14 protein-coding genes are annotated in these 21,909 nt (G+C 68.1%); 9 read left to right on the forward strand and 5 right to left on the reverse strand.

The window, feature by feature from the left end:
- The first annotated feature begins 25 nt into the window (after positions 1-25).
- From ACW17W_RS11345 to ACW17W_RS11360, 4 genes are all read left to right on the forward strand, one after another.
- Entirely contained in the window at positions 26-2,671 is a 2,646-nt protein-coding gene (locus ACW17W_RS11345) for a TonB-dependent receptor (protein ID WP_492076983.1), read from the forward strand.
- An 8-nt stretch (positions 2,672-2,679) separates the two neighbouring features.
- Positions 2,680-3,648, forward strand: a complete 969-nt coding sequence (locus ACW17W_RS11350; protein WP_492076984.1) for a glycerophosphodiester phosphodiesterase family protein — start codon at positions 2,680-2,682, stop codon at positions 3,646-3,648.
- A 226-nt stretch (positions 3,649-3,874) separates the two neighbouring features.
- Positions 3,875-5,143 carry an MFS transporter gene (locus ACW17W_RS11355; protein ID WP_492076986.1) on the forward strand — a complete coding sequence of 423 codons (1,269 nt, stop codon included), beginning with the start codon at positions 3,875-3,877 and terminating at the stop codon, positions 5,141-5,143.
- A gap of 219 nt (positions 5,144-5,362) precedes the next feature.
- A complete protein-coding gene (locus ACW17W_RS11360; protein ID WP_492076987.1) occupies positions 5,363-8,473 on the forward strand; it encodes a DUF2339 domain-containing protein in 3,111 nt (1,036 codons plus the stop codon).
- 58 nt (positions 8,474-8,531) lie between these two features.
- On the opposite strand, the gene ACW17W_RS11365 is transcribed toward ACW17W_RS11360, so the two are convergent.
- Positions 8,532-9,239, reverse strand: coding sequence for a hypothetical protein (locus ACW17W_RS11365; RefSeq protein WP_492076988.1), 708 nt, complete (start codon positions 9,237-9,239; stop codon positions 8,532-8,534).
- A 206-nt stretch (positions 9,240-9,445) separates the two neighbouring features.
- Between ACW17W_RS11365 and ACW17W_RS11370 the strand changes: the two genes are divergently transcribed.
- The 5 genes from ACW17W_RS11370 to ggt all read left to right on the forward strand — a co-directional run bounded on the left by ACW17W_RS11370 (position 9,446) and on the right by ggt (position 17,552).
- A complete protein-coding gene (locus tag ACW17W_RS11370) occupies positions 9,446-10,057 on the forward strand; it encodes an RNA polymerase sigma factor (protein ID WP_492076990.1) in 612 nt (203 codons plus the stop codon).
- Positions 10,029-10,985 (forward strand): FecR family protein, encoded by a 957-nt coding sequence (locus tag ACW17W_RS11375; RefSeq protein ID WP_492076992.1) that lies wholly within the window; start codon positions 10,029-10,031, stop codon positions 10,983-10,985. Before ACW17W_RS11370 ends, ACW17W_RS11375 begins: the two co-directional genes overlap by 29 nt.
- A 97-nt stretch (positions 10,986-11,082) precedes the next feature.
- The gene (locus ACW17W_RS11380) at positions 11,083-14,391 is read left to right on the forward strand and encodes a TonB-dependent receptor domain-containing protein (RefSeq protein WP_492076993.1); all 3,309 of its coding nucleotides are present in this window, start codon (positions 11,083-11,085) and stop codon (positions 14,389-14,391) included.
- A gap of 102 nt (positions 14,392-14,493) precedes the next feature.
- Positions 14,494-15,789: a dicarboxylate/amino acid:cation symporter gene (locus ACW17W_RS11385; protein ID WP_492076994.1), complete on the forward strand. Its 1,296-nt coding sequence runs from the start codon at positions 14,494-14,496 to the stop codon at positions 15,787-15,789.
- Between the two features lie 17 nt (positions 15,790-15,806).
- Positions 15,807-17,552 carry a gamma-glutamyltransferase gene (gene ggt / locus ACW17W_RS11390; RefSeq protein ID WP_492076995.1) on the forward strand — a complete coding sequence of 582 codons (1,746 nt, stop codon included), beginning with the start codon at positions 15,807-15,809 and terminating at the stop codon, positions 17,550-17,552.
- Between the two features lie 182 nt (positions 17,553-17,734).
- On the opposite strand, the gene ACW17W_RS11395 is transcribed toward ggt, so the two are convergent.
- Genes ACW17W_RS11395 through ACW17W_RS11410 form a run of 4 tightly spaced genes read right to left on the reverse strand, consistent with a single transcriptional unit; the run spans position 17,735 to position 21,869 of the window.
- Positions 17,735-18,688, reverse strand: a complete 954-nt coding sequence (locus ACW17W_RS11395) for an aspartyl/asparaginyl beta-hydroxylase domain-containing protein (protein ID WP_492076996.1) — start codon at positions 18,686-18,688, stop codon at positions 17,735-17,737.
- Between the two features lie 3 nt (positions 18,689-18,691).
- On the reverse strand, positions 18,692-20,608 hold the full coding sequence (locus ACW17W_RS11400; RefSeq protein ID WP_492076997.1) for a sulfotransferase: 1,917 nt from the start codon (positions 20,606-20,608) through the stop codon (positions 18,692-18,694).
- Complete coding sequence (locus tag ACW17W_RS11405) at positions 20,605-21,234, reverse strand: aspartyl/asparaginyl beta-hydroxylase domain-containing protein (protein ID WP_492076998.1); 630 nt, start codon at positions 21,232-21,234, stop codon at positions 20,605-20,607. The genes ACW17W_RS11400 and ACW17W_RS11405 overlap by 4 nt, the downstream gene beginning before the upstream one ends.
- Positions 21,231-21,869: a sulfotransferase family 2 domain-containing protein gene (locus ACW17W_RS11410; protein WP_492076999.1), complete on the reverse strand. Its 639-nt coding sequence runs from the start codon at positions 21,867-21,869 to the stop codon at positions 21,231-21,233. Before ACW17W_RS11410 ends, ACW17W_RS11405 begins: the two co-directional genes overlap by 4 nt.
- Between the last annotated feature and the right edge of the window lie 40 nt (positions 21,870-21,909).

Below are 21,909 nucleotides of genomic sequence, written 5' to 3' on the forward strand. Positions count from 1 at the left end.
GGTGTCACGGCGTGTGATTCTCGCGATGTGCCTCACCGGCGCGACGGCTGCGCCTGCATTCGCCCAGGACAGCGCCTCGGCCGCTCTACAGGACGCCAGTGAGGTCGAAGAGATCGTTGTCACAGGCGTGCGTCTGCAGAACCGCAAGGCCATCGCCGAACGCCGCGACAACCTTCAGGTCACCGATTCCGTCACCTCGGACGATGTGGGCCGGCTGCCCGATTTCAACATCGGCGAGGCCCTGCAACGGCTCCCCGGCGTCGCGGTCCAGAACGACCAGGGCGAAGCCCGCTTCGTCACGGTCCGGGCCCTGAATGCCAACTACAACTACACCCTGGTCGACGGCGTTTCGATCGCGGTGCCCGATCGCAACGGCCGTCGCGTGTTCATGGACGTGATGCCTGCCTCCCTGGCCGACCGGATCGACGTCTACAAGACCTTCACGCCCGATCTGGAAGGCGGCGCGATCGGCGGCGTCATCGACATTCGCACGGCCAGCGCCTTTGACCGGCGCAGTCGGGACCTGAACGTGTCCGCCCAGATCGGCCAGTACGAAAACAATGAGGGCTTCGAGGGGTCAGGTCCGTCGGGAACCTTCGACGCCCGCTACATCAGAACGTTCGGTGACGCCGATCAATTCGGCCTCGTCCTGTTTGGCAACTACTACAAGCGTGACTCCTATTCGGGTCAGGCTGAATACGGCAGCTCACGCTATTTCTACACCGCGGCGGGGGCCAGCGCCGGCCAGCCGGGCACGAATACGGGCGTCTATCCGGGCACCGGCGTCGCCGTTCCCGGGGAACGGCGCTGGTTCTACTACCACAATGACCGGACCCGGTATGGCGGCGGCGCCAAGCTGGAATACCGTCCGTCCGATGACGACTATCTGTTCGTCCGCGGCTTCTGGAACACCGCCACCGACAATGAGGCGCGCCAGACTGACCTTCTGACGCACAGCGGCGGGGGAAGCCTGACCAACCAGACCGCGACCAGCGGTGAACTGCGCGGCGCATCGGGTCTGTCGATCCAGGAAAATCTGGGACAGTTCGACTTCGAACGGTCGGTCTGGGCCTTGACCGCAGGCGGCGATCACGGCTCAGCGGGCGGGGACCTGTCCTGGCGCCTCAACTACTCAGGTTCCTATTTCGACAATCCGGAAAACTGGGCGGAATGGCGCCAGAACGGCGCGGCCGCCGCCTTCGCCTATCAGCAGGTCGGCGATCATTTCGTCTTCACGCCGCTCAATCCCGCAGCCTTCAACAACTATGCGGCCTATGCGCCCTATCGCCGCCAGTTCGACAATCGCGAGCTGAACGAGGACCTGTATGAGGCCAGGGTCGATTTCGGCCGCGAGCTGGGCGCCCTGGGCGCCGGCTGGCGGTTTGAGGTCGGGGCCGGGGTGCGCCGGATCGAGCGCGCCTTCGACGAAAGCCGCGACCGCTATCTGCCGCTCGCGGGCAATACCTACAACCTTCTGGCGGCGGGCGTTCTCCGTACCGACCTCTGTCTACGCCCACCGGGGGCCGGCGCCGGCCAGTGCATGGTGGCGATCGACACGGGTCTGGCCCGGACCGCGTTCGACGCCCATCTGGCCGCCAATCCGGCCCAATGGCGGCTGGATCCGATGACGACTGACGACAACAACCTAGACTACAGCCTCGAGGAGACGGTGTGGAACGCCTACGGCCTGTTGGCCTATAGCGACGCCGTCTGGAGCCTCAACCTCGGCGCCCGTTACGAGGACACCCGCACGGATGGACGGGGCCAGAGACTGGTGGCCAACGTCTGGGAGGGCGTCGGGAACTCCGGCGGCTTCCAGGATCTGCTGCCCTCCATCAATCTCGGCTACAATCTGACCGACACGATCAAGCTGCGTTCGGCCTATTCGAAATCCATTGGCCGGGTCCCGTTCAACGCCATTGCGCCGGTCGGCGAACGCCTGACCGAGGACGGCTCCGATGTCAGGCTGAGGCGGTCCAACCCCGACCTGCTGCCGCGCCGCGCCGACAATCTCGATCTGGCGATTGACTGGTACCCGGGCCGGGGTCGCAATCTGCTGTCGGCCAGCCTGTTCTACAAACGCGTCGAGAACGAGTTCTTCACCTCGGTCGACCGGATGATGATCGACCTCGACGGACGCCAGGTCGAGGCCCAGGTCACGCAGCCTCGGAACGCCGGCAGCCCCGTGGACATCCATGGCGTCGAACTGAATCTGATCCAGGAACTGGACGATCTGCTGCCGCAGGTCCTGAATGGATTCACGGCGACCGCAAACCTCACCCTGTTGGACACCAACTTCAAACAGCTGATGAACGACGGCTCAGAGGTCGAACTGAAAACCATGATCGGCCAGCCGCAGACGACCTACAATCTGGCGCTGTCCTATGACCGGGGCCCCCTCTCAGCCCGGCTGGCCTACAACTACGCGGGAGAACGGCTCTCGGAACGACTCAACACCACCTCGGCCTTCCGCAACCGGTTTGACGGCGAGACCCGGTCCCTGGCTTTCAAGGCCCGGTATCGGCTGAGCGACAACTGGACCGCCTCGTTCACCGCCTCAAACATCACGGGCGAAGGCCGTACCGAGTGGATCGGCTGGGACCAGGAACTGCCGATGGTGGAGGCCGACTATGGCGCCGCCTGTTTCGTCGGCTTCACCTTCAAATATTGATGGGCGAGATGATCCCTGGACACACGCTCCGGCGCGCACTCCGGCGCTCCGGGCCGATCCTCTTCGCCGCCCTGCTTGGATTGGCCGGCTGCGCGGCGGGCGAACCGCACGCCGTCCAACGACCGTCGGCCGCCGTCGGCGAAACCCGCATCGCCGATCTGCGGGCGCGCTTCCTGGACGGCGACGGCCCGGTCATGGTCGTCGCCCATCGGGCCTGCTGGAAGGAGACGGCCGAGAACTCGATCGCCGCCGTCCGGGCCTGCCGGCGGCTGGCCGTGGACATGGTCGAACTGGACGTCCAGCGCACCGCAGACGGCCAGTTGATCCTGATGCACGACCAGACGGTGGATCGCACCACGGACGGCCACGGCCGGGTGGCCGATCTGACTCTGGCCCAGATCAGGGCCCTCCGGCTCAGGGCCGGGGCCGGCGGTCCCGGGGCCCCCTTGACCGACGCGGCGCCGCCGACCTTCGCCGAGGCCATGCTGGCGGCGCGGGGAGGCGTCCTCGTCAATGTCGACGCCAAGGGAGAGGTCAATCTCCAGGCGGTGCGGGAGCTTGAACGCCTCGGTCTGGTCGATCACGCCCTGTTCAAGAGCGCCGCCCCGCCGGAGGACCGGGCGCTTCGCCAGGTGCTGGACGGTCGCGACCTGTTGTTCATGCCGATCCTGCGCGAGGTCGATGGAACCTCCCTGGTCACCACGCCCGACCGCTATGCAAGACGGCTGCCTGCTTTCGAGGTCACCTTCGATACCGAGGACTATTTCCGGCTCGGCGCACCGGGGCTGCGGGCCCGCGGCGCACGTGTCTGGGTCAATACTCTGGAGCCGCGCCACGCAGCCGGCCATGTGGATGCCGACGCCCTGATCGCGCCCGACGCCCATTGGGGCCGACTGATCGACCTGGGCGCCAATGTCATCCAGACCGACGAGCCCGGACGGCTCATCGACTACCTCAAGGCGAGCGGTCGCCAATGATCGACGGCTGACGGGGGCGTGGGCGGGTTGACAGTCTGACCCTGGCCCCGATCTCGGCCCGGCGCTGGCGGACGGGCCGCACCTTTGACCGACGCGGCTCCGCCGACTTTCGGCTTCGCGATGCGGCCGGCCGGCCCGGCTACCGCTCCCCCCGGCGGCCATACGCATCGAAATCTCCGCGTCTTAATCCCTCTGTATAGGAGGAGGTCGGGATCAAACGGGAGGAATGGTCATCGCCCTGGGCAGGTCAGACGGCTGGCGGGCGACGGCGGTCTATGGGTTCGCCCATCTGGGCAAGAGCCTGTTCTGGTATGGCTCAGAACTGCTGTTCGCCTTCTACCTGACCGAACTGGTCGGACTCCCCGCCTCGCGAATGGGGGTGGTGCTCGCCGTCGGCCTGCTGGTCAGCGCGGGGATCGACCTTCTGGTGGGCGGACGGTTCGCGGACAGGCTTTCGAATACAGACAGGGCGGCCCGCCTCCAGTTCGTGGGTTCGATCTGCTGCGCCCTGGCGTTCACCGGTGTGTTCCTCGGCTTCTGGATTCCCGAGGGCGCCCGGTTCGCCTATGCCCTCGGCGCCGGCCTGGTCTTCAGACTGGCCTATGCGGTCTACGACCTGCCGCAGAACGCCCTGATGGCCCTGGCCACTGACGACGCCGCCGGTCGTGACCGCGTCGCCTCCACCCGCATCTGGTTCAGCGGGGCGGCGACCCTGCTGGTGGCGCTCTCGGTCGGCCCCCTGATCGCAGGGCGCGGTGTCGAGGGCGCGATGCTCTATGTGACGCTGGCGGTCGCCATAGCCGTTCCCGCCATCGCGAGCGCGGGCCTTCTGGCGCGCACCCTGTCCCGAGGTCCGCAGGGTCGATCATCCGCGCCGCCGACCCCAGGTCTGCGCAAGCCGGAGCGACCGCCACGGCTGTTCTGGCTTCTGCTCGGTCTCATGGTCGTGACGTCCCTGGCGACGCCCATTTTTTCAAAGGTCGAGCCCTTTTTCGCTGCATTCGCTCTGCGCTCACCCACCTGGGGCGGCGTCATCGTGACGGCCATGGCGGCGGGCATCATCCTGGGCCAGCCGCTCTGGTCCAACCTGTGCGCCCGCTACTCGCGGATCACGACGCTCGCGGTGGCTGCAGCGCTCCAGCTTGTCGCCCTCTCGGCGTTCTGGTTGCTGGCCCGATCGCACCCCCCCGCATTGGCCGGCGCGGCCTTTGTGTTTGGCCTCGGCAACGGCGGCGTGGGCATGGTTCAGTGGGCGGCATTCAGCGAGGTCGTCGCTACGGCTGGACGAGGACGCGAAGGTCTGGCCTATGCGGTGTTCACCGCCATCTCCAAGGTTTCGCTGGGTCTCGGAAGTCTGATCCTTGGCGCTGTTCTCGGGTGGTTTGACTTTCGCGACGACGACAATGGAGGCCTCGCGGTCCTGATGACGGCCATCCCCGGGGTCGGAGCCATACTGTGTCTGGCGATCGCGGCTGTCTGGGCCAAACGACGTTGACAGGGCGCTGGTGCAGGGCGAAAGCCCTCGCCCTGCGCTCCGCCCGGAGCCCGTCCGCCAGGTCCGACGGTCTGGTCTGATGCGGAACGGTCTCTCGACGGTCAACACCAGGCCGCCGGGCGGCGTAGAGCTTGATACACCGCTGCGCCGCGATCGCTGTCTTGTGCCGACATCGCGCCCTGCGGTGTGGTCGACGTGTGTTGCAGGGGGGCGGACGAGATGATCTGGTTTCTGACCCTCGCGCTCGGGGTCTTCATCTGGCGTCAGCACGTCGCGCTGAAGCGGCTGGAAGCCAGACTGGACGAGTCGATCCTGTTTGCCGATGTGTTGCGCCGGCTTGTGACCGATCCTGCTCGACAGGCAGCGCCCGCCTCGACTGCTGCGCCCGTCCCGACGACCGTGGCGGCGCATACGCCTGTACCCGCCCGCGACATTGTGTCGGAACCGTCGACGCCGGAAACGGATTTGGTGGCGGAGGCTCCGTCCGCGCCGGTTTCGCCTCCGCCTCCCCTCCGGACGCCGGACGACCTGCCTGTGGGCCTTTCCGGCCCCCGGGCTGTGCCCCCGCCCCCTTCGCCGCCACGCTCCCCGAAGCCGATGACCTGGGCGTCCGTTTCGACCTGGCTGGCTGAAAACGGGCTCGCCTGGATCGGCGGCGGCGGCCTGGCGCTCGGCGGCCTGTTGCTCGTCGCCTATGCCGCCCAGAAAGGGGTATTCACGCCGCCCCTGCGCATCGCCGCCGCTATCGTCCTGGGCGGTCTGATGATCGCCGCCAGCGAGTGGATCCTGCGCCAGACGCGGGCGCCGGGGGGACGACATCTGCTCGCGGCGGCTGTCGCCGCCGGCGCCGGCGCGGTCACCCTGTATGGCGCGGTCTGGGCGGCCTACGCGCTCTATGACATGCTGCCGTTCGTCGCGGCGGCGGCTCTCGGCGCGGCCATATCCCTGGGTCTGCTCGGCCTGTCCCTGCGTCACGGCGAGCCCCTTGCCCTGCTGGCCATTGTCGGGGCGGTCGTCACCCCTGCGGCGACGGGAATCGACCACTGGCCTGCCCTCGCCCTTCACGCCTACGCCCTGCTCATCGGCGCGACCGGCTTCGGCCTCAGCGCCGCCCGGCGATGGGGTCGCACCGGCTTCGCGACGATCGGCGGCCTGCTGGTCTGGAGCCTGATGGCGCCGTTCGGGGGCGGGGCGGCCCTGCTGGTCCTGTCGGTGGTCGGACCGATGGCCGGGGTCCTCTGGCGACGTCGCCGGGGCCAGGACGATCCGGCAGACCCGGGGGCCATGATATTTGCGCGGCAGCCCGCCGCCGCCCTGATCCTGACCACTCTGGTCTCGGCCAACCTCTGGCTTGGCGACCTGTCCGGGGTCGCCCCCCTGCCGCAGGCGGCCCTTGTCGCCGGCTTCCTGATCGCGGCCGGTGCTGCGATGGCGATGCTCGGACTGGCCAGGCCTGAAGCCTTCGCCGCGCCGGTGGCCATGGCGACGGCCGCGTCGGTGCTTACCCTCGCCGTCCATGGACAGAATCCCCGGCTGGCGGCCCAGCTGCCCTGGATCCATGCGCTGGCGGCCCTGATCCCGCTGACGGCCCTCCTGTCGGCGCTGCGATCCCCGGCCGGGGCGCGGACGACCCTGCTGGGCGTGGGCGGCGTGGGCGTCGCCGCGCTCGCCAGCCTGTCATGGCTTGTGCTTGACCAGACCGGCGCCGCGATGGCCTGGGCGCCGGCCGCCGTCCTGGCCACGGCGCTGTTCGCCGCAGCGGGCCTGATCGCGCGCCGCGTTGAACATCCGGCGACAGACAGGGGACTGGGCCTGTGGCTGGCCGCCGCAGCCGAACTGGCCTTCCTGTCCATCCATGGGGCGACCCCCGCACATCTCGAACCGCTTGCCTTCGCGGTCGCCGGCCTGCTGCTGGCGGTCGGCGCCGGACGTTTGCCCTGGCGAGGGCTGGCTCCGGCCAGTGTCGTCGGGGGCCTGGCGGCCCTGACCACCGTGCTGCAGCCCGGGTTCATCAGCGCCGCGCTCAACGGCGGGCTGCCCCTGTCCGGAGCGCTCGGCGTTTCGGTCGCGGCCTCGGCCCTGCTCTTCCTCGCCGCCCGGTTGACGTCGTCCCCGCGCGCCCCCAATCGCAACGAGGCGGAGGCCCAGGGCGCAACGGCGCTGGCGGTCCTGCTGGCCGGCGCGTTTATCGGCTTGCATGTGACGCTGGCCGGAACCGCAGGCAGCCCCGGCTCCGGCGTCCTCGTTGAAGGGGCGCTGCGCACCCTGATCCTGTTGTCCGCCGGTCTGCTGTTGACCGTTCGCCAGCGTCCGGACGACGGCCTGATTGCGCGCTGGCGGACGATCATCGTCATCGGGGCCGGGATCGTCCACGGGCTCCTGATCCAGGGCCTGATCTGGAATCCGTGGTGGGGCGCCGGAGCCCCCCCGGCCGGCCTGCCCGTCGTCAACACCCTCGTCCTGCCGTTCCTCGCGCCCGCCGTTCTGCTCGCCGCCGCCGCCTGGCGCCGGCGCCCCGGGGACGAATGGACCCGTGCCTGGAGATCGGCCGGGGCCCTGTTCGCCCTCCTCTGGGTCCTGATGGTCCTGAGGCACCTGTTCCAGGGCGAGGACATGAGCGGCTGGACCATCGGCCGCGCCGAGGCCTGCGCCTACGCGGTCCTCGCCCTGCTGACCGTGCGGCTGCTGCGTTCAGACCGGATCGCGGCCGCTTGGGACCGCGCCCCGTGGTTGCAGCAGGCGACGCCCGTCCTGGGCTGGACCGCCCTGGCCGGGAGCGTCTGGGTATTCGGCGTCTATGCGAGCCCGTGGTGGGGTCCGCTTCAGACCCCACTGGCCACCCCGGCCGCCGCCCTCCTGCTGTTCGGCCTCTATGGGGCAGGCGCCGGCGCCTTCGCCGGTCTCACACGGGCTCCGGGCGCGTTCGGCAAGGCGGCGATGGTCGGCGTGGTCGGCGTGCTTTTCGTCCTGATGTCCCTGATGATCCGCTGGATGTTCCACGGCGGAGCGATGAGCGAACCCGCGCCCGCCGGCGGGCTGGAGACCTGGACCTTCTCTGCCCTCTGGGCGGTCTACGGCCTGGCGACCCTCAGCCTGGGCACGGCGCGCCGGGAGGCGACCGTCCGCTGGGCCGGACTCGCCTTGCTGGCGATCACAGCGGCCAAGGTCCTGATCTTCGATCTGGCGCGACTGGAGGGCGTTGTCCGCGCCGCCTCCTTCCTTGCCGTCGGGGCGGTCTTCCTCGCCGGCGCCCTGGCGGTGCGTCGACTGAACACGAGGCATGAAGCCGGATCCTCCAGTGGGGCCGAAACCACCGACACGGATCGCTGATACAGCCCCGTCAGGACACACGACGGGCCCGCCCCCTCCGGGCGCGCCTCGGAGCCGGTCACGGGGCCGCCACTGCGCCCAGAAGGCCGACACCGACGACCAGGGCCCCGCCGGCCAATCCGGCGACCTGGATGCAGAGCATCAGCAAGATCCCCTTGCCCAGGCCGCCCGGAGTTGATCTGAACCATCGGTCCCGTCCCATCCGGATGAATGCGACGATGCCGAGAATCATGATCGCCGCCGCCACCAGGCCTGCGACAGATCCCTTGTCATAGCCCCACCAGGTCAGCGGGAGGATCAGCACCGTCCAGGCGCAAAGCCAGCCAAAGGCGGCCCGGAATCCCCGCCGCCAGCCCAGATCGCTCCTGTCCCACAGGCGAAACAGCGGAGCCGCAGCCAGGGCGTAAAACAGCGACAGGAGCGGCACCATGACCAGGGTCATCCAGCCGTCGGCGTCTGCGATGAAGGCATCCCTGGACTTGCCGGACCTCTCCAGAAGCGGGTTCATCAGGCCGACAGGCAGGTCCTCGAGAAGGTATCCCGCGCCACCACGCAAAAAGAGGATGAGCATCAATATGGCGTTGAGCGCCAGGTAGAGGCGCAATGGCCGGGCATAGGCGCCGCCGCCCTCCGCCCCCAGATCCATCCAGGCCTGGAGCACCGCACGCGGGCGCAACACCAGATCTCTGGCGGTCGTCAGGTCACGCCGGCCAATCCCCAGCACATCGTCGGCGAGGTCCGCCCCCGGCTTGCCCGTCCTGTCCATTGACCTCCCCCGAACTCCCGCCAGTGAAGCGGGCCAGGGCCCGATTGGCAATCGCCGAAATCCGCCCGGGGCGAGCAGCGCAGAGGTTGAGGACCGGTCAACAGCCCGCCTTGCCCTGCCGGTCCAGCCCGCACCAGCTACGGGAGTGGCGGCTTCGAACTCTTGTGACCCCTCACAGGGTCATGCATGGTCCGTCAATGGAGAATATGAGCGGCAGGGTTACAGACAACCGGGCGGCCTGGCTTGCGACTCATGTGATGCCGCATGAACCCGCCGTTCGGGGCTGGTTGCGGCGCGGGCGGCACCTCCCCGACGATATCGACGACATCATCCAGGAGGCTTACGCCAAGCTGGTGTGCGTCCGGGACGTGAGCCAGATCCTGAATATCCGGGCCTATTTTTTCCGCACAGCGCATTCGGTGGTCGCCGGGCGGCTGCGGCGCAAGAGCGTGATCTCTCTCGCCTCTGTGGCTGACGCGGATGCGCTGTATGAAGGCATCGACGAAATCACTCCCGAGGACACCCTGTCCGGCCGCAACGAACTGCGCCTGCTGGCCGCGATGCTGGCGCGCCTGCCGGAAAAGACCCGCAGTATCTTTGTCCTGAGCAGGGTCTCAGGCCTGGCCCAGAAAGAAGTGTCACAACAGACCGGCATACCCGAAAGCACCGTCGAGAAGCACATCGCCAAAGCCATCCGACTGTTGATGGCGGCCTATGCCGATGGCGGATATGATGCGGTGATCGCGTCAAGGATCGACAGGGCGGAAAAAAACAGGCGGCGAAACGCGCATGGCTACGGAGACGGCACGGGAGATTGAGCACAAGGCGGCCCTCTGGGCGGCCCGGCTTGATCGCGGCCCGTTGTCCCCCGTCGATCAGGCGGCGCTGGACGACTGGCTGGACGGAGACGCCCGGCGACTGGGCGCCTATGCAAAGGCGCGAGCCGTGGCCGTCCACACCCTGCGCGCCTCCGGCCTGGCGACCGGCGACCCGTCGCGCCAAACGCTGGTCGAGACGGCCCCTATGAATCGTCGGGCGGTCATCGCCGCGTCGGCCGGGGTCTTGTCGGTCGGCGGCGCCGGACTGTTCGCGGCGCAATGGCGTCGTTCCCAGCAGTTCGAAACGCGCAAGGGCGAGATCCGCACGGTCAGGCTGGATGACGGGTCCAGTATGATGCTGAATACCCAGTCCCGGGCCAGTGTGCGTTTCGGCCGCGCCTCGCGCGACATTATCCTGACCCAGGGCGAAGCCCTGTTTGCCGTGGCCTCCGAGCATGCCCGTCCATTCGTCGTTATGGCCGCGGGGGCTCGTATCGTGACCCAGGGCGGCCGGTTCCTGGTGCGCCGTCTGGAACAGACCCCGGTGGCGGTGACCGCCTTTGACGCCGCGCTGCAAATCCACGCTCCGGGCCAGCCGGCCGGGCGTCTGGGTCCGCGTATGGCGGTTCTGCTGGATCAGGACACCCCTGCGGCGCCAACCGCCGTGGATGGCGTACTGGCCGACCGGGCTCTCGCCTGGCGGGACCGGATGGTGGCCTTCCAGGACGATCCCCTGTCGCGGGCGGCGATGGAGTTCGCGCGCTTCAGCGACCGACGGATCCGGTTGGCCGACGCCTCGGTCGCTGATCTCCGGATCACAGGCCTGTTCAGCGTGGATGACCCGGCAGCCTTTGCCAGGGCCGCCGCGATCAGCCTGAATTTGCGCGCCACGGCCCGAGACGACGAAATTCTTCTGTCGCGAGGCTGAATTTCTTCGACACGTGGAGGAATGTTCCACGACGCCGCGTCTAGAACATGACCGGTCCATGGATCGGCGTTCAGTCAAATCGGGTCGGGGGATCACCATGGCATCTTGGAAGCAACGTCTGGCGGCGGGGGCGGCGGGAGCCGTGCTGATGCTGGCCGCCACCGGGGCGGCGGCGCAGGAGCGCAGCTTCAATGTTCCGGCTCAGCCGATCAGCCGGGCGATTCCCGAACTGGCCCGGCAGGCGGGGATCCAGATCACCGCCCCCACAGGCCACCTCGGCGGCGTGCGCGCGCCCTCGGTTGTCGGGGCCATGGACACCGAAGACGCCCTGTCCCGTCTGATCGAGGGCACGGATCTCGAGATCGCCGAACATCGCGGCACAACCATCATCCTGCGCCGCCGGACCCAGGCCTCGGCGGACGCGGCACAGGTCGAGGACGTCGTGGTCGTCGGCAGCCGCATCGCCGGCACCCGAATTAATGAGGCCCTGCCGGTCACCGTCATTGACTCGGACGACATCGACGCCATCGGCGCCACGGACGGCGACGACCTGTTCCGCGCCATCGCCCAGACCGGCGACGTCAACTTCAACGATGCGGACACCGACAACGGCGGCATCAACAATGCGCGCGGCGACGTCGCCTCGATCGACCTCAGGGCGATCGGCACCGGCAACACCCTGGCCCTGCTCAACGGCCGCCGCCTGGTGGCCCACCCCGGCACCCAGGTCGAGAATTTCGTACCGGTCACCACGGTCAATACCAACGCCATCCCGACCATGGGCCTGCGCCGCGTGGAGGTTCTGGCCGACGGCGCAGCCGCCCTCTACGGCACTGACGCCGTGGCCGGCGTGGTCAACTCGGTGCTCCGCAACAATTTCGAAGGGTTCACCGTCGAAGCCGGCCTCGGCCGGGATGAGGGCGGGATGGAGGAGTATTCCTTCAACTTCCAGGCGGGCAAGGACTTCAATCGCGGCAAGACCAATGTCTCGATCATGGGAGACTACCTGACCCGCGATCCGCTCTACATCTGGGAGCGCGACTATGCGACGGTCGCGGGTCGGGTCGCCCGTTTCAACGGCCGCGCCGAAGGCCTGGACTACGGGACCTACAGCACCATCACGGCCTGGGCCGAAGGCATCCGCCTCAACCCCACCACCTATCGGCCGGCGGGCGCGACCACCCGCGTCAATGGCCAGACCCTGACCTCCACCTCCGGTTCCTTCCACGTCCAGCCCAGCACAAACCCGGGCTGTCTGGCCAACGGCTTCCTGACCGGGACCTGTTTCGACAACTCGACGCTGGCCACGACCACCGAGGACGTCAACCTCCGCTACGATCTCGACACCATGCGCACGATCAGCTCGGGGGTCGAGCGCGTGAACCTGTTCACCTTCATCAACCACCGGTTCGACAACGGCGTCGAGTTCTTTGGAGAGCTGGGCTACTACTGGGCCAACAGCTTCTCGCAGCGACAGCAGGACACGCCGCTGGCATCGCAGCGGGTGTTGATGTCGCCGACGGCCTACTGGAACCCGCTCGGCGCAACCGGCGTGACGGCGCGCCTGCCGGGCCTCGTCACCGGTACCGGAACCACAGCCTTCCCCGCCGGCGGGGCGGCGGTCGAAATCGAGGACTTCCGCTTCTCCGATCTGGGCTACCGGAACGTCAATGTCGAGAACGAGACCACACGCTACCTGGGCGGGCTCCGGGGCGAGTGGAAGGGCTTCGACTGGGAGACAGGCCTGCTCTACTCCAAAGCCTCGGTGGCGGACGTCATGGACGGCATCTCCATGACGGAGCTGCAAAAGGCCATCAACCTGACGACCCCCGCCGCCTACAATCCCTTCGGCGGCGGCGACCTGGCCAGCCCCAGGGACGGGCGCTTCGACGTCAATACGGCGGAGACGATCGACGCGCTTCTGGTCCGGGTGAAGCGCGTGGCCGAGACCGAGTTGATGCTGTGGGACTTCAAGGTCTCGCATCCGGACATCTATAGACTGCCGGGCGGCCAGGTCGGGTTCGCGGCCGGCGTCGAGGCGCGGCGGGAAACGTTTTCGGAGGATCGCGACGACCGGCTGGACGGCACGATCACCTTCACCGATCTGGCGGGCGGCAAGTCCCAGAGCGACGTGATGGGCGTCAGCTACACCCCGGACAGCCATGGCGCGCGCAACGTCTATTCGGTGTTTGCCGAACTGGCCGTGCCGATCGTCTCGCCCGAGATGAATATCCCGTTCGTCAAGTCGATCGACATGCAGCTGGCCGGCCGGGTGGAAGACTATTCGCTGTTTGGAACCGTGGCGGCGCCCAAGATCGCGCTGTCCTACCGTCCTGCCGACTGGATGATGTTCCGCACCGCATGGTCACAGGGCTTCCGGGCCCCGAACCTGCTGCAACTGCACCAGCCCGATTTCGAACGCTCCAACAGCCGGCGCGACTATTCGGCCTGCGCCGTTCAGCTGAAGATCGGCGCCATTCCGACCCTGACGACCAGCAATGACTACTGCACCTCGGAATCGCGCATCGAACAGCGGGCCGGCAACCCGGATCTGAAGGCCGAGCATTCTGACAACTTCACGTTCGGTCTGGTGCTGGAGCCCACCCTGTGGCCGAGACAGTATGGCGCCCTGACCTTCACGGTGGACTACTGGAAGATCGAGCAAACCGACCTGGTCGGCATCTTCGGCGGACACAACCAGCTGCTGATGGACTACTACCTGCGGCAGATCGGCAGCTCCAACCCGAACCTCGTCCGCGCCGCGCCCGACGCCCAGCAGGTCGCTGACGGCGCCGCAGCGGGTTTGGCCCCGGTCGGGACGCTGCTTGCGATCAAGGATGACTATCTGAACCTGCAGCCGCGCAACTCGGAAGGCATCGACTACCGGCTGTTCTACAGTCTGCGCGACACCCCGTTCGGCAGCTTCCGCTGGTCGCTGAACGTCAGCCAGCGTCTCAAGCTGTTCCAGGAGGCCAGCGAGGACCACCAGATCCTGCTGGACGCCCTGGCGGCCGGTACGATCTCGGGCGTCACCGTCAGCGGTGTCGAGGATCTGCTTCGGCGGAACGGGCGGCCCGAGTGGAAGGCCTCCTCCACCCTGACCTGGACGCAGGGCCCGTGGTCGGTGGGTCTGTACAGCAGCTATGTCAGCGACTTCTTCGATTCGTCGGCGACCTATACGGGCACGACCGATCCATGGATCATCGACGCCTGGACCACCCACAACCTGTATGTCCAGTATACCTTCCGCGAGGATGGCTGGATAGACGGCACGCGTCTCCGGGTCGGCGCCCGCAACATCGAGGACAAGGAGCCGCCGCTGGCGGATGACCGGTTCGGCTACAGCGGCGCCGTCCACTCCAATCGCGGGCGCTGGTGGTACGCCACCCTGCGCCGAAGCTTCTGACGCGCCTCACTGAACCGGGGGCGTTGTCGGAGATGACGCCCCCCGATCTTCGCGGGGGGACCAGGCCCCTGATCTTCGCATCGACGTCACGGGAGCGTTCTGATGTCCATTCCTGCCCCGCCCGCCGGCGAGGGACGCCGGCCGCTTGCGGGCCTCGGCGACCTCTGGTTCGGCACGCCATTGTGGCGGCGCATCCTGCTCGGCCTTGTGCTGGGTGCGGTGACGGGTCTGGTGCTCGGCGAGGCCGCCGTCGATCTGAAATGGATCGGCGATGTCTTTGTCCGGCTGATCCGGATGCTCGTCATCCCCCTGGTCTTCGTGACCATTGTGGCGGGGGTCGCGGCCATGTCCGACCCCGCCAGGCTGGGATCAGTGGGGCTCAAGACCGTCTTCCTCTATTTCAGCCTGATGCTGGTCGCCTCCGCCCTCGGCCTGACGATCGGCGCCCTGATCCAGCCCGGGCTCGGGATCGACCTGACCGGCGTCGTGGCCCAGCCGGTGGCCGAGGGACAGAGCCTGTCGGACACCCTGACGGGGATTATTCCGTTGAACCCCGTCGCCGCCCTGGCCCAGGGCGATGTACTGGCGGTGATCTTCTTCGCCGTCCTGATGGGAACGGGCATACTCGTGGTCGGAGAAGAGGCGCGGCCGCTGAAGGCCGCCTTCGACTCGGCGGCTGCCGTCATGCTGCGGGTCGTCTATTTCGTCATGGAACTGGCCCCCTTCGGCGTCTTCGCCCTCATCGCCTGGGTGATGGGCACCAGCGGCCCGGCCGCCTTTTTCAATGTATTCAAGCTCGGCGTCTGTGTTTTGCTGGGCTCGCTGATCCAGACCGTGATCATCCACGGCGGTCTGCTGCGCCTTCTGGCCCGGGTGCCCGCCCTCCCCTTCTTCCGGGACATCGCCGACGCCATTGTCGTGGCCTTTTCGACCTCCTCCAGTTCGGCCACCCTGCCGGTGGCCATGCGGGTGGCGCAAACGAACCTCGGCGTCAGTCCGGCGGTCGCATCGGCCGTGCTGCCGATCGGGGTGACGCTCAGCATGGACGGCACAGCCCTCTATGTCGGTTTGCTGGCGACCTTTTCGGCCCAGGTGTTCGGCGTTGAACTGGCCCTGGCGGACTACCTGGCCATCATGGCGGTGACAACGCTGGTGGCCATGGGCACGGCCCCTGTGCCCTCGGCCTCGCTGTTCCTGCTGGCGGCGGTGCTGTCGGTGATCGGTCTGGGCCCGGAGCAGACCGCCCTGATCGTCGGCTTCATCCTGCCGTTCGACCGACCGCTGGACATGATCCGCACCGTCCCGAACTGCACCAGCGACCTGTCCGTGGCCGTCACCGTGGCGCGCTGGGAAGGGGAGCTGGACCTCGACGTCTATCTCGCCCGCCCGGTCGAATAGCTGAACTGGAGCTTTCCATGAGACGACCGTCCCGCAGCCTGATCGCCGCTCTGGTGGCCGCACTCCTGAGCCTGCCCTGTACGCCCGTAGTCGCGCAAGCCACGCCCGAGGCCGAGGCGCCGCGCGCCCTGTTGAACTATCGCTCCATCCACCATCCGGTCGTCTCGAGCGGCGGCATGGTGGTGAGCCAGAACGCCCTGGCCAGCCGCGTCGGCGCGCAGGTTCTTGCGGAGGGCGGCAACGCGGTGGATGCGGCGGTCGCCGTCGGCTTCGCCCTCGCGGTCACCCTGCCGCGGGCCGGAAATCTGGGCGGAGACGGCTTCATGCTGGTGCATGTGGCGGCCGAAAACCGGACCTTCGCCCTCGACTATCGCTCCATGGCGCCGCTGGCGGCCAGACCCGCCATGTACACGGCGGCGGAGGGGGGCAATCCCGATGACGCGCGCTACGGCTATCGGGCCCCGGGCGTGCCTGGCACTGTCGCAGGTCTGGCGGAGGCCCATCGCCGCTGGGGTGTTCTGCCCTGGGCCCGGGTGGTCGAACCGGCCCGGCGCCTGGCCGCCGAGGGCGTGATCCTGAGCGACGACGAGGCCTTCGCCACAGGCTGGGCGCAACGGGTGATCGGGCGCTGGCCGGCGGGGCGCGCGGCCTTCTACAAGCCCGACGGCTCGCGTTATGTCTCCGGCGAGCGTTGGGTCCAGACCGACCTTGCCTGGACGCTCGGCGAGATCGAGCGGGACGGGGCCGCCGCCTTCTACACCGGGGCGGTCGCGGACCGGATCGTTCAGTCGATGGAGAAGAATGGCGGCCTGATCACCCGCGCCGACCTGGCCGCCTATCGCGTCGCGGAGCGGGCGCCGCTGGAGACGCAGTATCGCGGCCATCGGGTCGTGACCATGCCGCCGTCCAGCGCGGGCGGGGTGATGCTGCTGGAGATGCTGAACATCGTCGAGGCCTTCGACCTGAAGGCGGCGGGCGCCGGCACGGCGGCCAGTCTCCACCTTATGGCCGAGGCGATGAAGCTCGCTCAACTGGACCGCACCCGCTACGTTGGCGATCCGGATTTCAGCCGGCTGCCGACCGCGGAACTGGCCTCCCAGGCCTATGCCGACCGACGCTCGGCCCTGATCCGGCCGGACGCCCTCCTGCCGCGCGTCGCCCTGACGCCCGGAGATCCCTGGGAGGTGGAGGGCATCGACACCACCCACTTCTCCGTGGTGGATCACGACGGCAATGTCGTGTCGAACACCTATACCCTCGGCTCGTCGTTCGGTTCGGGGGCCGTGATCGACGGCGCCGGCTTCCTGCTCAACGACCAGATGAAGAACTTCAGCCGTCGCATGGATCCGGACGGCCGCCCCCTGACCGCCAACGGCATGGAACCGGGCAAGCGCATGATCTCGACCATGGCGCCCACGATCGTGTTCCAGGGCGACAGGCCCTGGCTGGTGACCGGAACGCCGGGAGGGTCGACCATCCCCAACACCCTGTTCCAGCTGATCGTCAATGTGGTCGACCACGACATGAACGTGGCCGAGGCGACCCAGACCCCGCGCATTCATCAGGACGGCGCCACGGGCTCCCTGATGGTCGAACCGGGATTCAACCGCGATACGCTTCGGCTGCTCGAGGTGCTGGGCCACCGGGTCGAGGTGGACGAGACCATCGGCAGCAGCCAGTCGATCCTTATCCGTCAGGGCCGGCTTGAGGGCGCCGCCGATACGCGCCGCCCGAATTCAGAAGCGGTGGTGACCCAGGAGTAGGGGGCGCGCGGCGGTTGGCGCGACCTCCGGCATCGACGGCGGGACGTGACATCCCGCGACGCCTCCGACCCAGACGTCCCGAGGTCCAGAGGTCGGCCGAACGCCGGAGAGATCGAGGTTGGCGCATGTCCAGCCTGCGGAGGATTGGCCATTTGCGGCCAATGCCGGAGCCGCCCGCACCTTCAGCCCGGCTTTCGCGGCTCTTCGACAAGATGCTGGAGCACGCGCTTTTCCAGCACATGCAGACAGCTGGCGCCGTTGGTGCGCATGACCAGACCTTCGGTCAGCGGCCGGGCGGCCTGGTGAACGGCCTGGGCCAGACGCAGGAAATCCGGCCGCCCTGCCCCGCCGACACCGTGCAGGGCGCACAGCTGGCGCCAGTCCTGGATGAAGCTCTGCATCAACAGGGTGAACCGTGCGATCCGTTCGCCGCTCCCTGCGGACTCCGTCGCCGCTGTCAATTCGCCACACAGGTCGTCGATCAGGAGCTGGACCTCGGCGGCGGGCATGACGGGGGCGCGCTGGTCGCACTCGGTCAGCAGTTGCGGGCGAAGATCCGGGTCCCAGGCCACGGTCGGCCAATTCTCGCGCGGGGGCGGTTCGGCGCTGGCGAAACGCCAGAAACCCGCGGTGCCGGTGGTGTCGGCGACCAGATGGATGCGCTCGACCTCGGCGGCGTTCTCCACATGGTGCCGACGCCAGTTGTCGAAGATCCAGGCCTCGCCCTCGCCCATATGCACCGACTGGCCGTCACAGTGGAACCGCACCCCGGGTCGGGTGAAGACCGGAATGTGCAGCCGCACCCGGGTATGCCAGTGGTAGTTGATGTCGGCGTGTTCGGGCACGCCCGTTCCGGGGGCCAGGCGCATCAGCCGCGACCGGCTCCAGACCACGCCGAACCCGGCCAGGGCCTGGCGCAGATAGGGCATGGCCTCCAGCCAGGGCGTCGCCAGCATCTGTCCGTGGACCGAATCCGTCTCGGCCCCGCCGGCGGTGATCAGCCGGACGGCGCTGTTGCCCGGCACGCGGTCGGGATGCGGAACCCAGGCTTCGACGGGCAGTGCCGCGACCTCGGCCTGAAGCCGGGCCACATCGAACAGGACCGGCAGCTGATAGAAGGGTTTGGCCAGCTTCATGGCTCAGGTCCTGTCGTCGGTCATGGCGTCGCCCAGCGCATCCCGAAGCGGCCCCAGCCACGGTTCATAGTGTTTCCACTGGGTAAGACCCTCGCGCCCGATGGGCCGGCGCACCTGTTCAGAACTGGGCGTGCGCACCCCGCGCCGCGTCTCGTGGAAGGCCAGACAGGCCGGTTCGAAGGCCAGGCCGCAATGCTCCAGCATCCGCCGCACCCCGGCGTCCAGATCCTCGACCACATCCTCGTACGACACCCTCAGCACCCGCTCCGGCAGCACCGCATCCCAGTGCCGCATGAGGTCAAGATAGGTGCGATAGTGGCGGGCGATATCCTCGACGCCATAGGCGAATTCCTGATTGGTCGTGCCGAACAGCTGTTTCAGATTGCTGAAACAGCAGGCCATCGGTTCGCGCCGCACATCCAGGATGACGGCCTTGGGCAGCATCAGATGGATCAGGCCGATATGCCAGAAATTGTTCGGCATCTTGTCGATGAAGAAGGGCCGGCCCAGCCGGCGGTAGGTGCGGGTCTCGTCGAGGAATCGCTCCCCCAGCGCGCGGACCTCTCCAGCCGTCAACCACCCCAGCGCCTCGGGGTCCAGCGGCAGACCGCAATCGGGGTCGCGACCGCAGATCTCGCCGGCGTAGCGGCCGATTTCGGTCAGTTCCTGCGTCCCCTCGACGTGGCTGTGGGACGCGAGGATCTGTTCGATCAGGGTTGAGCCGGAACGCGGCAGACCCAGGATGAAGATCGGCGCGGGATCGTCCAGACCCCACCCGGCGCGGGCGGCGAAGAACTCGGGAGTGAACACCGACGTCAGACGGGCGGCGCAGGCCTCTGCGACGTCGGGGCGATAGCGGCCGGCCGTCCGCCGCAGGGCGTTGCCGCGTTCGTAGCAGGCCCATGAGCCGGCGTAGTCGCCCTCGTCCTCCAGCGCCTTGCCAAGGGCGAAGGCCAGATAAACGCGGTCCATCGCCTGAAGCCCGGGCCGGGCCTCGGCTGCGCGCAGGCGGGCGACGTCGTCTTCAGAAAAGCGCCAGGTCTTCAGATTGGCCAGGCTGAACCACGCCACCCCATAGTCGGGACGGGCGTCCAGGGCGGCGCGGTAATCGGCGACCGCCTCGGCCTGCCGCCCCATGATCTTCAGGGCGTTGGCCCGCCACAGCCTCAGGTCGGCGGCCTCGGGTCCGGGCGCCAGGCCGGCCAGAAGGCGCTCATACAGATCGATCACCGGCTCATGGTCGCCCAGGGCCACACAGGCCGCGCCATACTGTTTGAGGTAGTCGCGGTTGTCCGGGTCATGGGCCAGAAGTTCCCCGGCCTGCTGTCGCGCCGCCAGGGGCTTCTGCCGTTGCAGCAGCACCATGGCGTAGTCCAGCCGCGCGGCATGATAGTCGGGCGCCCGCGCCAGCCCCTGCTCCAGCAGGCCTTCAGCCTCCTCCAGGGCGCCCGCCTCGGTGCGGATCCGCGCCAGCAGCCGCCACGCGCCGACATTGTCGGCGTCCCGATCCAGATAGTCCCGCAGGACGTCCCCGGCGGGGGCCAGGTCGCCGTCGGCGAACAGGCTGTTGGCGACCACGATCTCGGGCGGCAGCTGGTTCAGCAGGGCCAGTTGACGGTTGGCCTCCTCTGCCCGGGCGGCCTCCCCCCGCATCCGGTGGATCTGCTCCAGCATGTCCCAGCAGGCTGGCAAGGTCGGGTTCAGCCGCACCGCAGTCTCCAGCGCCTCGACGGCCGCCGGCGCATTGCCGCTCAGGATGTGGCAGTGGCCGCGCTCCTGATACAGGCGGCTGAAACCGGGATGCCGCGCCTCCAGCCGGGCGAGGGTCGCCAGAGCCTCCGGGATCCGCCGCTGCTCGCGCTGCTCCCGCGCCATCTGCAGGCGGGCGTCGCGATCCTGGGCTCGGGCTGCGGCCGTCATCGCGTCGCGCCGCTGCGCAGGAAGGGCTCCAGCCATGCCGGCTCGGGTTGATCGGCGTCATAGTATTCGAAGATCAGATGGATGCGGTCGCTGTCCCCGCCGTTGCGGACCCAGTGCGGGCCGAGGTTGTCGACCTCGACCGCCTCGCCTGTCGGGAACCGGTGTTCCCGCCCGCCGAAGAACGACACGACCCCCGGATTGGTGGTCAGGGGCAGATGGATCTTGTGCGGCCATTTGGCGGCGGGGTTGGCGTCGATATGGGGGTGGATCACCCCGCCCGCCGGCATCCGGGCCAGCATGATGCGCGGAAACACCCCGTGCGCATAACCGTAACCCCGCACGGCCTGGGCCAGCACCGGCTCCAGCAGGGCGCGCCATTGCGGCCAGGCGGGCCGGTCATGCGACCCGCGCCAGTCGCGGGGGCTGTCGATAAAACGAAAAACGATGTGGCGCGTCCCGCCCAGGGCCTCGAACTTGTTCGGCTTGCCGGCATTCTCCGCCGCCCAGACCGCCTCCGGGATAGCGAGCACCGCCTCACGCAGGGCGCTGATCTCCACCGGCCCCAGGGAGCGAACGCCCGTGGTCTTGCGCGGATTGGCGGCGGGCCTGGCCGCGACGTCGCTCATCGCATGCCCTCAAAATCGTAGCCGAACAGCTCCAGATCCAGCGCGTAGCGGGCGGCGACGGCATTGATCAGGGTCTGGTCATAGTATTGCCGATAGTCGCCGTGGCGGCTGCCGTTGACCCGGTCCAGCGGGCGCGAGGCGATGCCGATCCGTTCACAGAGGGCGTCATACGAACCCTGCATGTCCTCGACCCGGCCGACCGCATCGGTCAGCAGCGTCCTGCCATCATCATCCACCAGCACCGAGGCCTGGGGTTGAAACAGCACATGCTGTTCGGGCGGCTGGGCGAACAGGAAATGGCGCATCACGTCCTGCGGCCGCTGCTGGAAATCGTCCCCGCCCCTCAGCATGAAGGCGCAGTAGGAGACGAACCGGTCGAACGGATTGCGCACAAAGGCGAACTTGAAATAGCCGGCGAACGCCTCATCGCCGACATAGGGTCGGATCTGCCGCAGGGACAGGTGGCCGTGGCGGATCGCCGCCAGATCCTTCCAGGGGAAGCGTTTGTCGACGAACAGGCCCACCTGTTCGGCGTCCTCCTCGCCCATCTGTTCGCGCAGGGCCTGGCGCACGGAATGGGTGCCCGTCTTGGGCACGGCGGCGAAGATGAAGCGGTGACGATGGGAAACGATCATGTTTCTGGGCACCCGTAAAAAGGCGCCCCGCCCCCGAAGG

The sequence above is a fragment of the Brevundimonas sp. FV1ye29L genome (assembly GCF_058681095.1).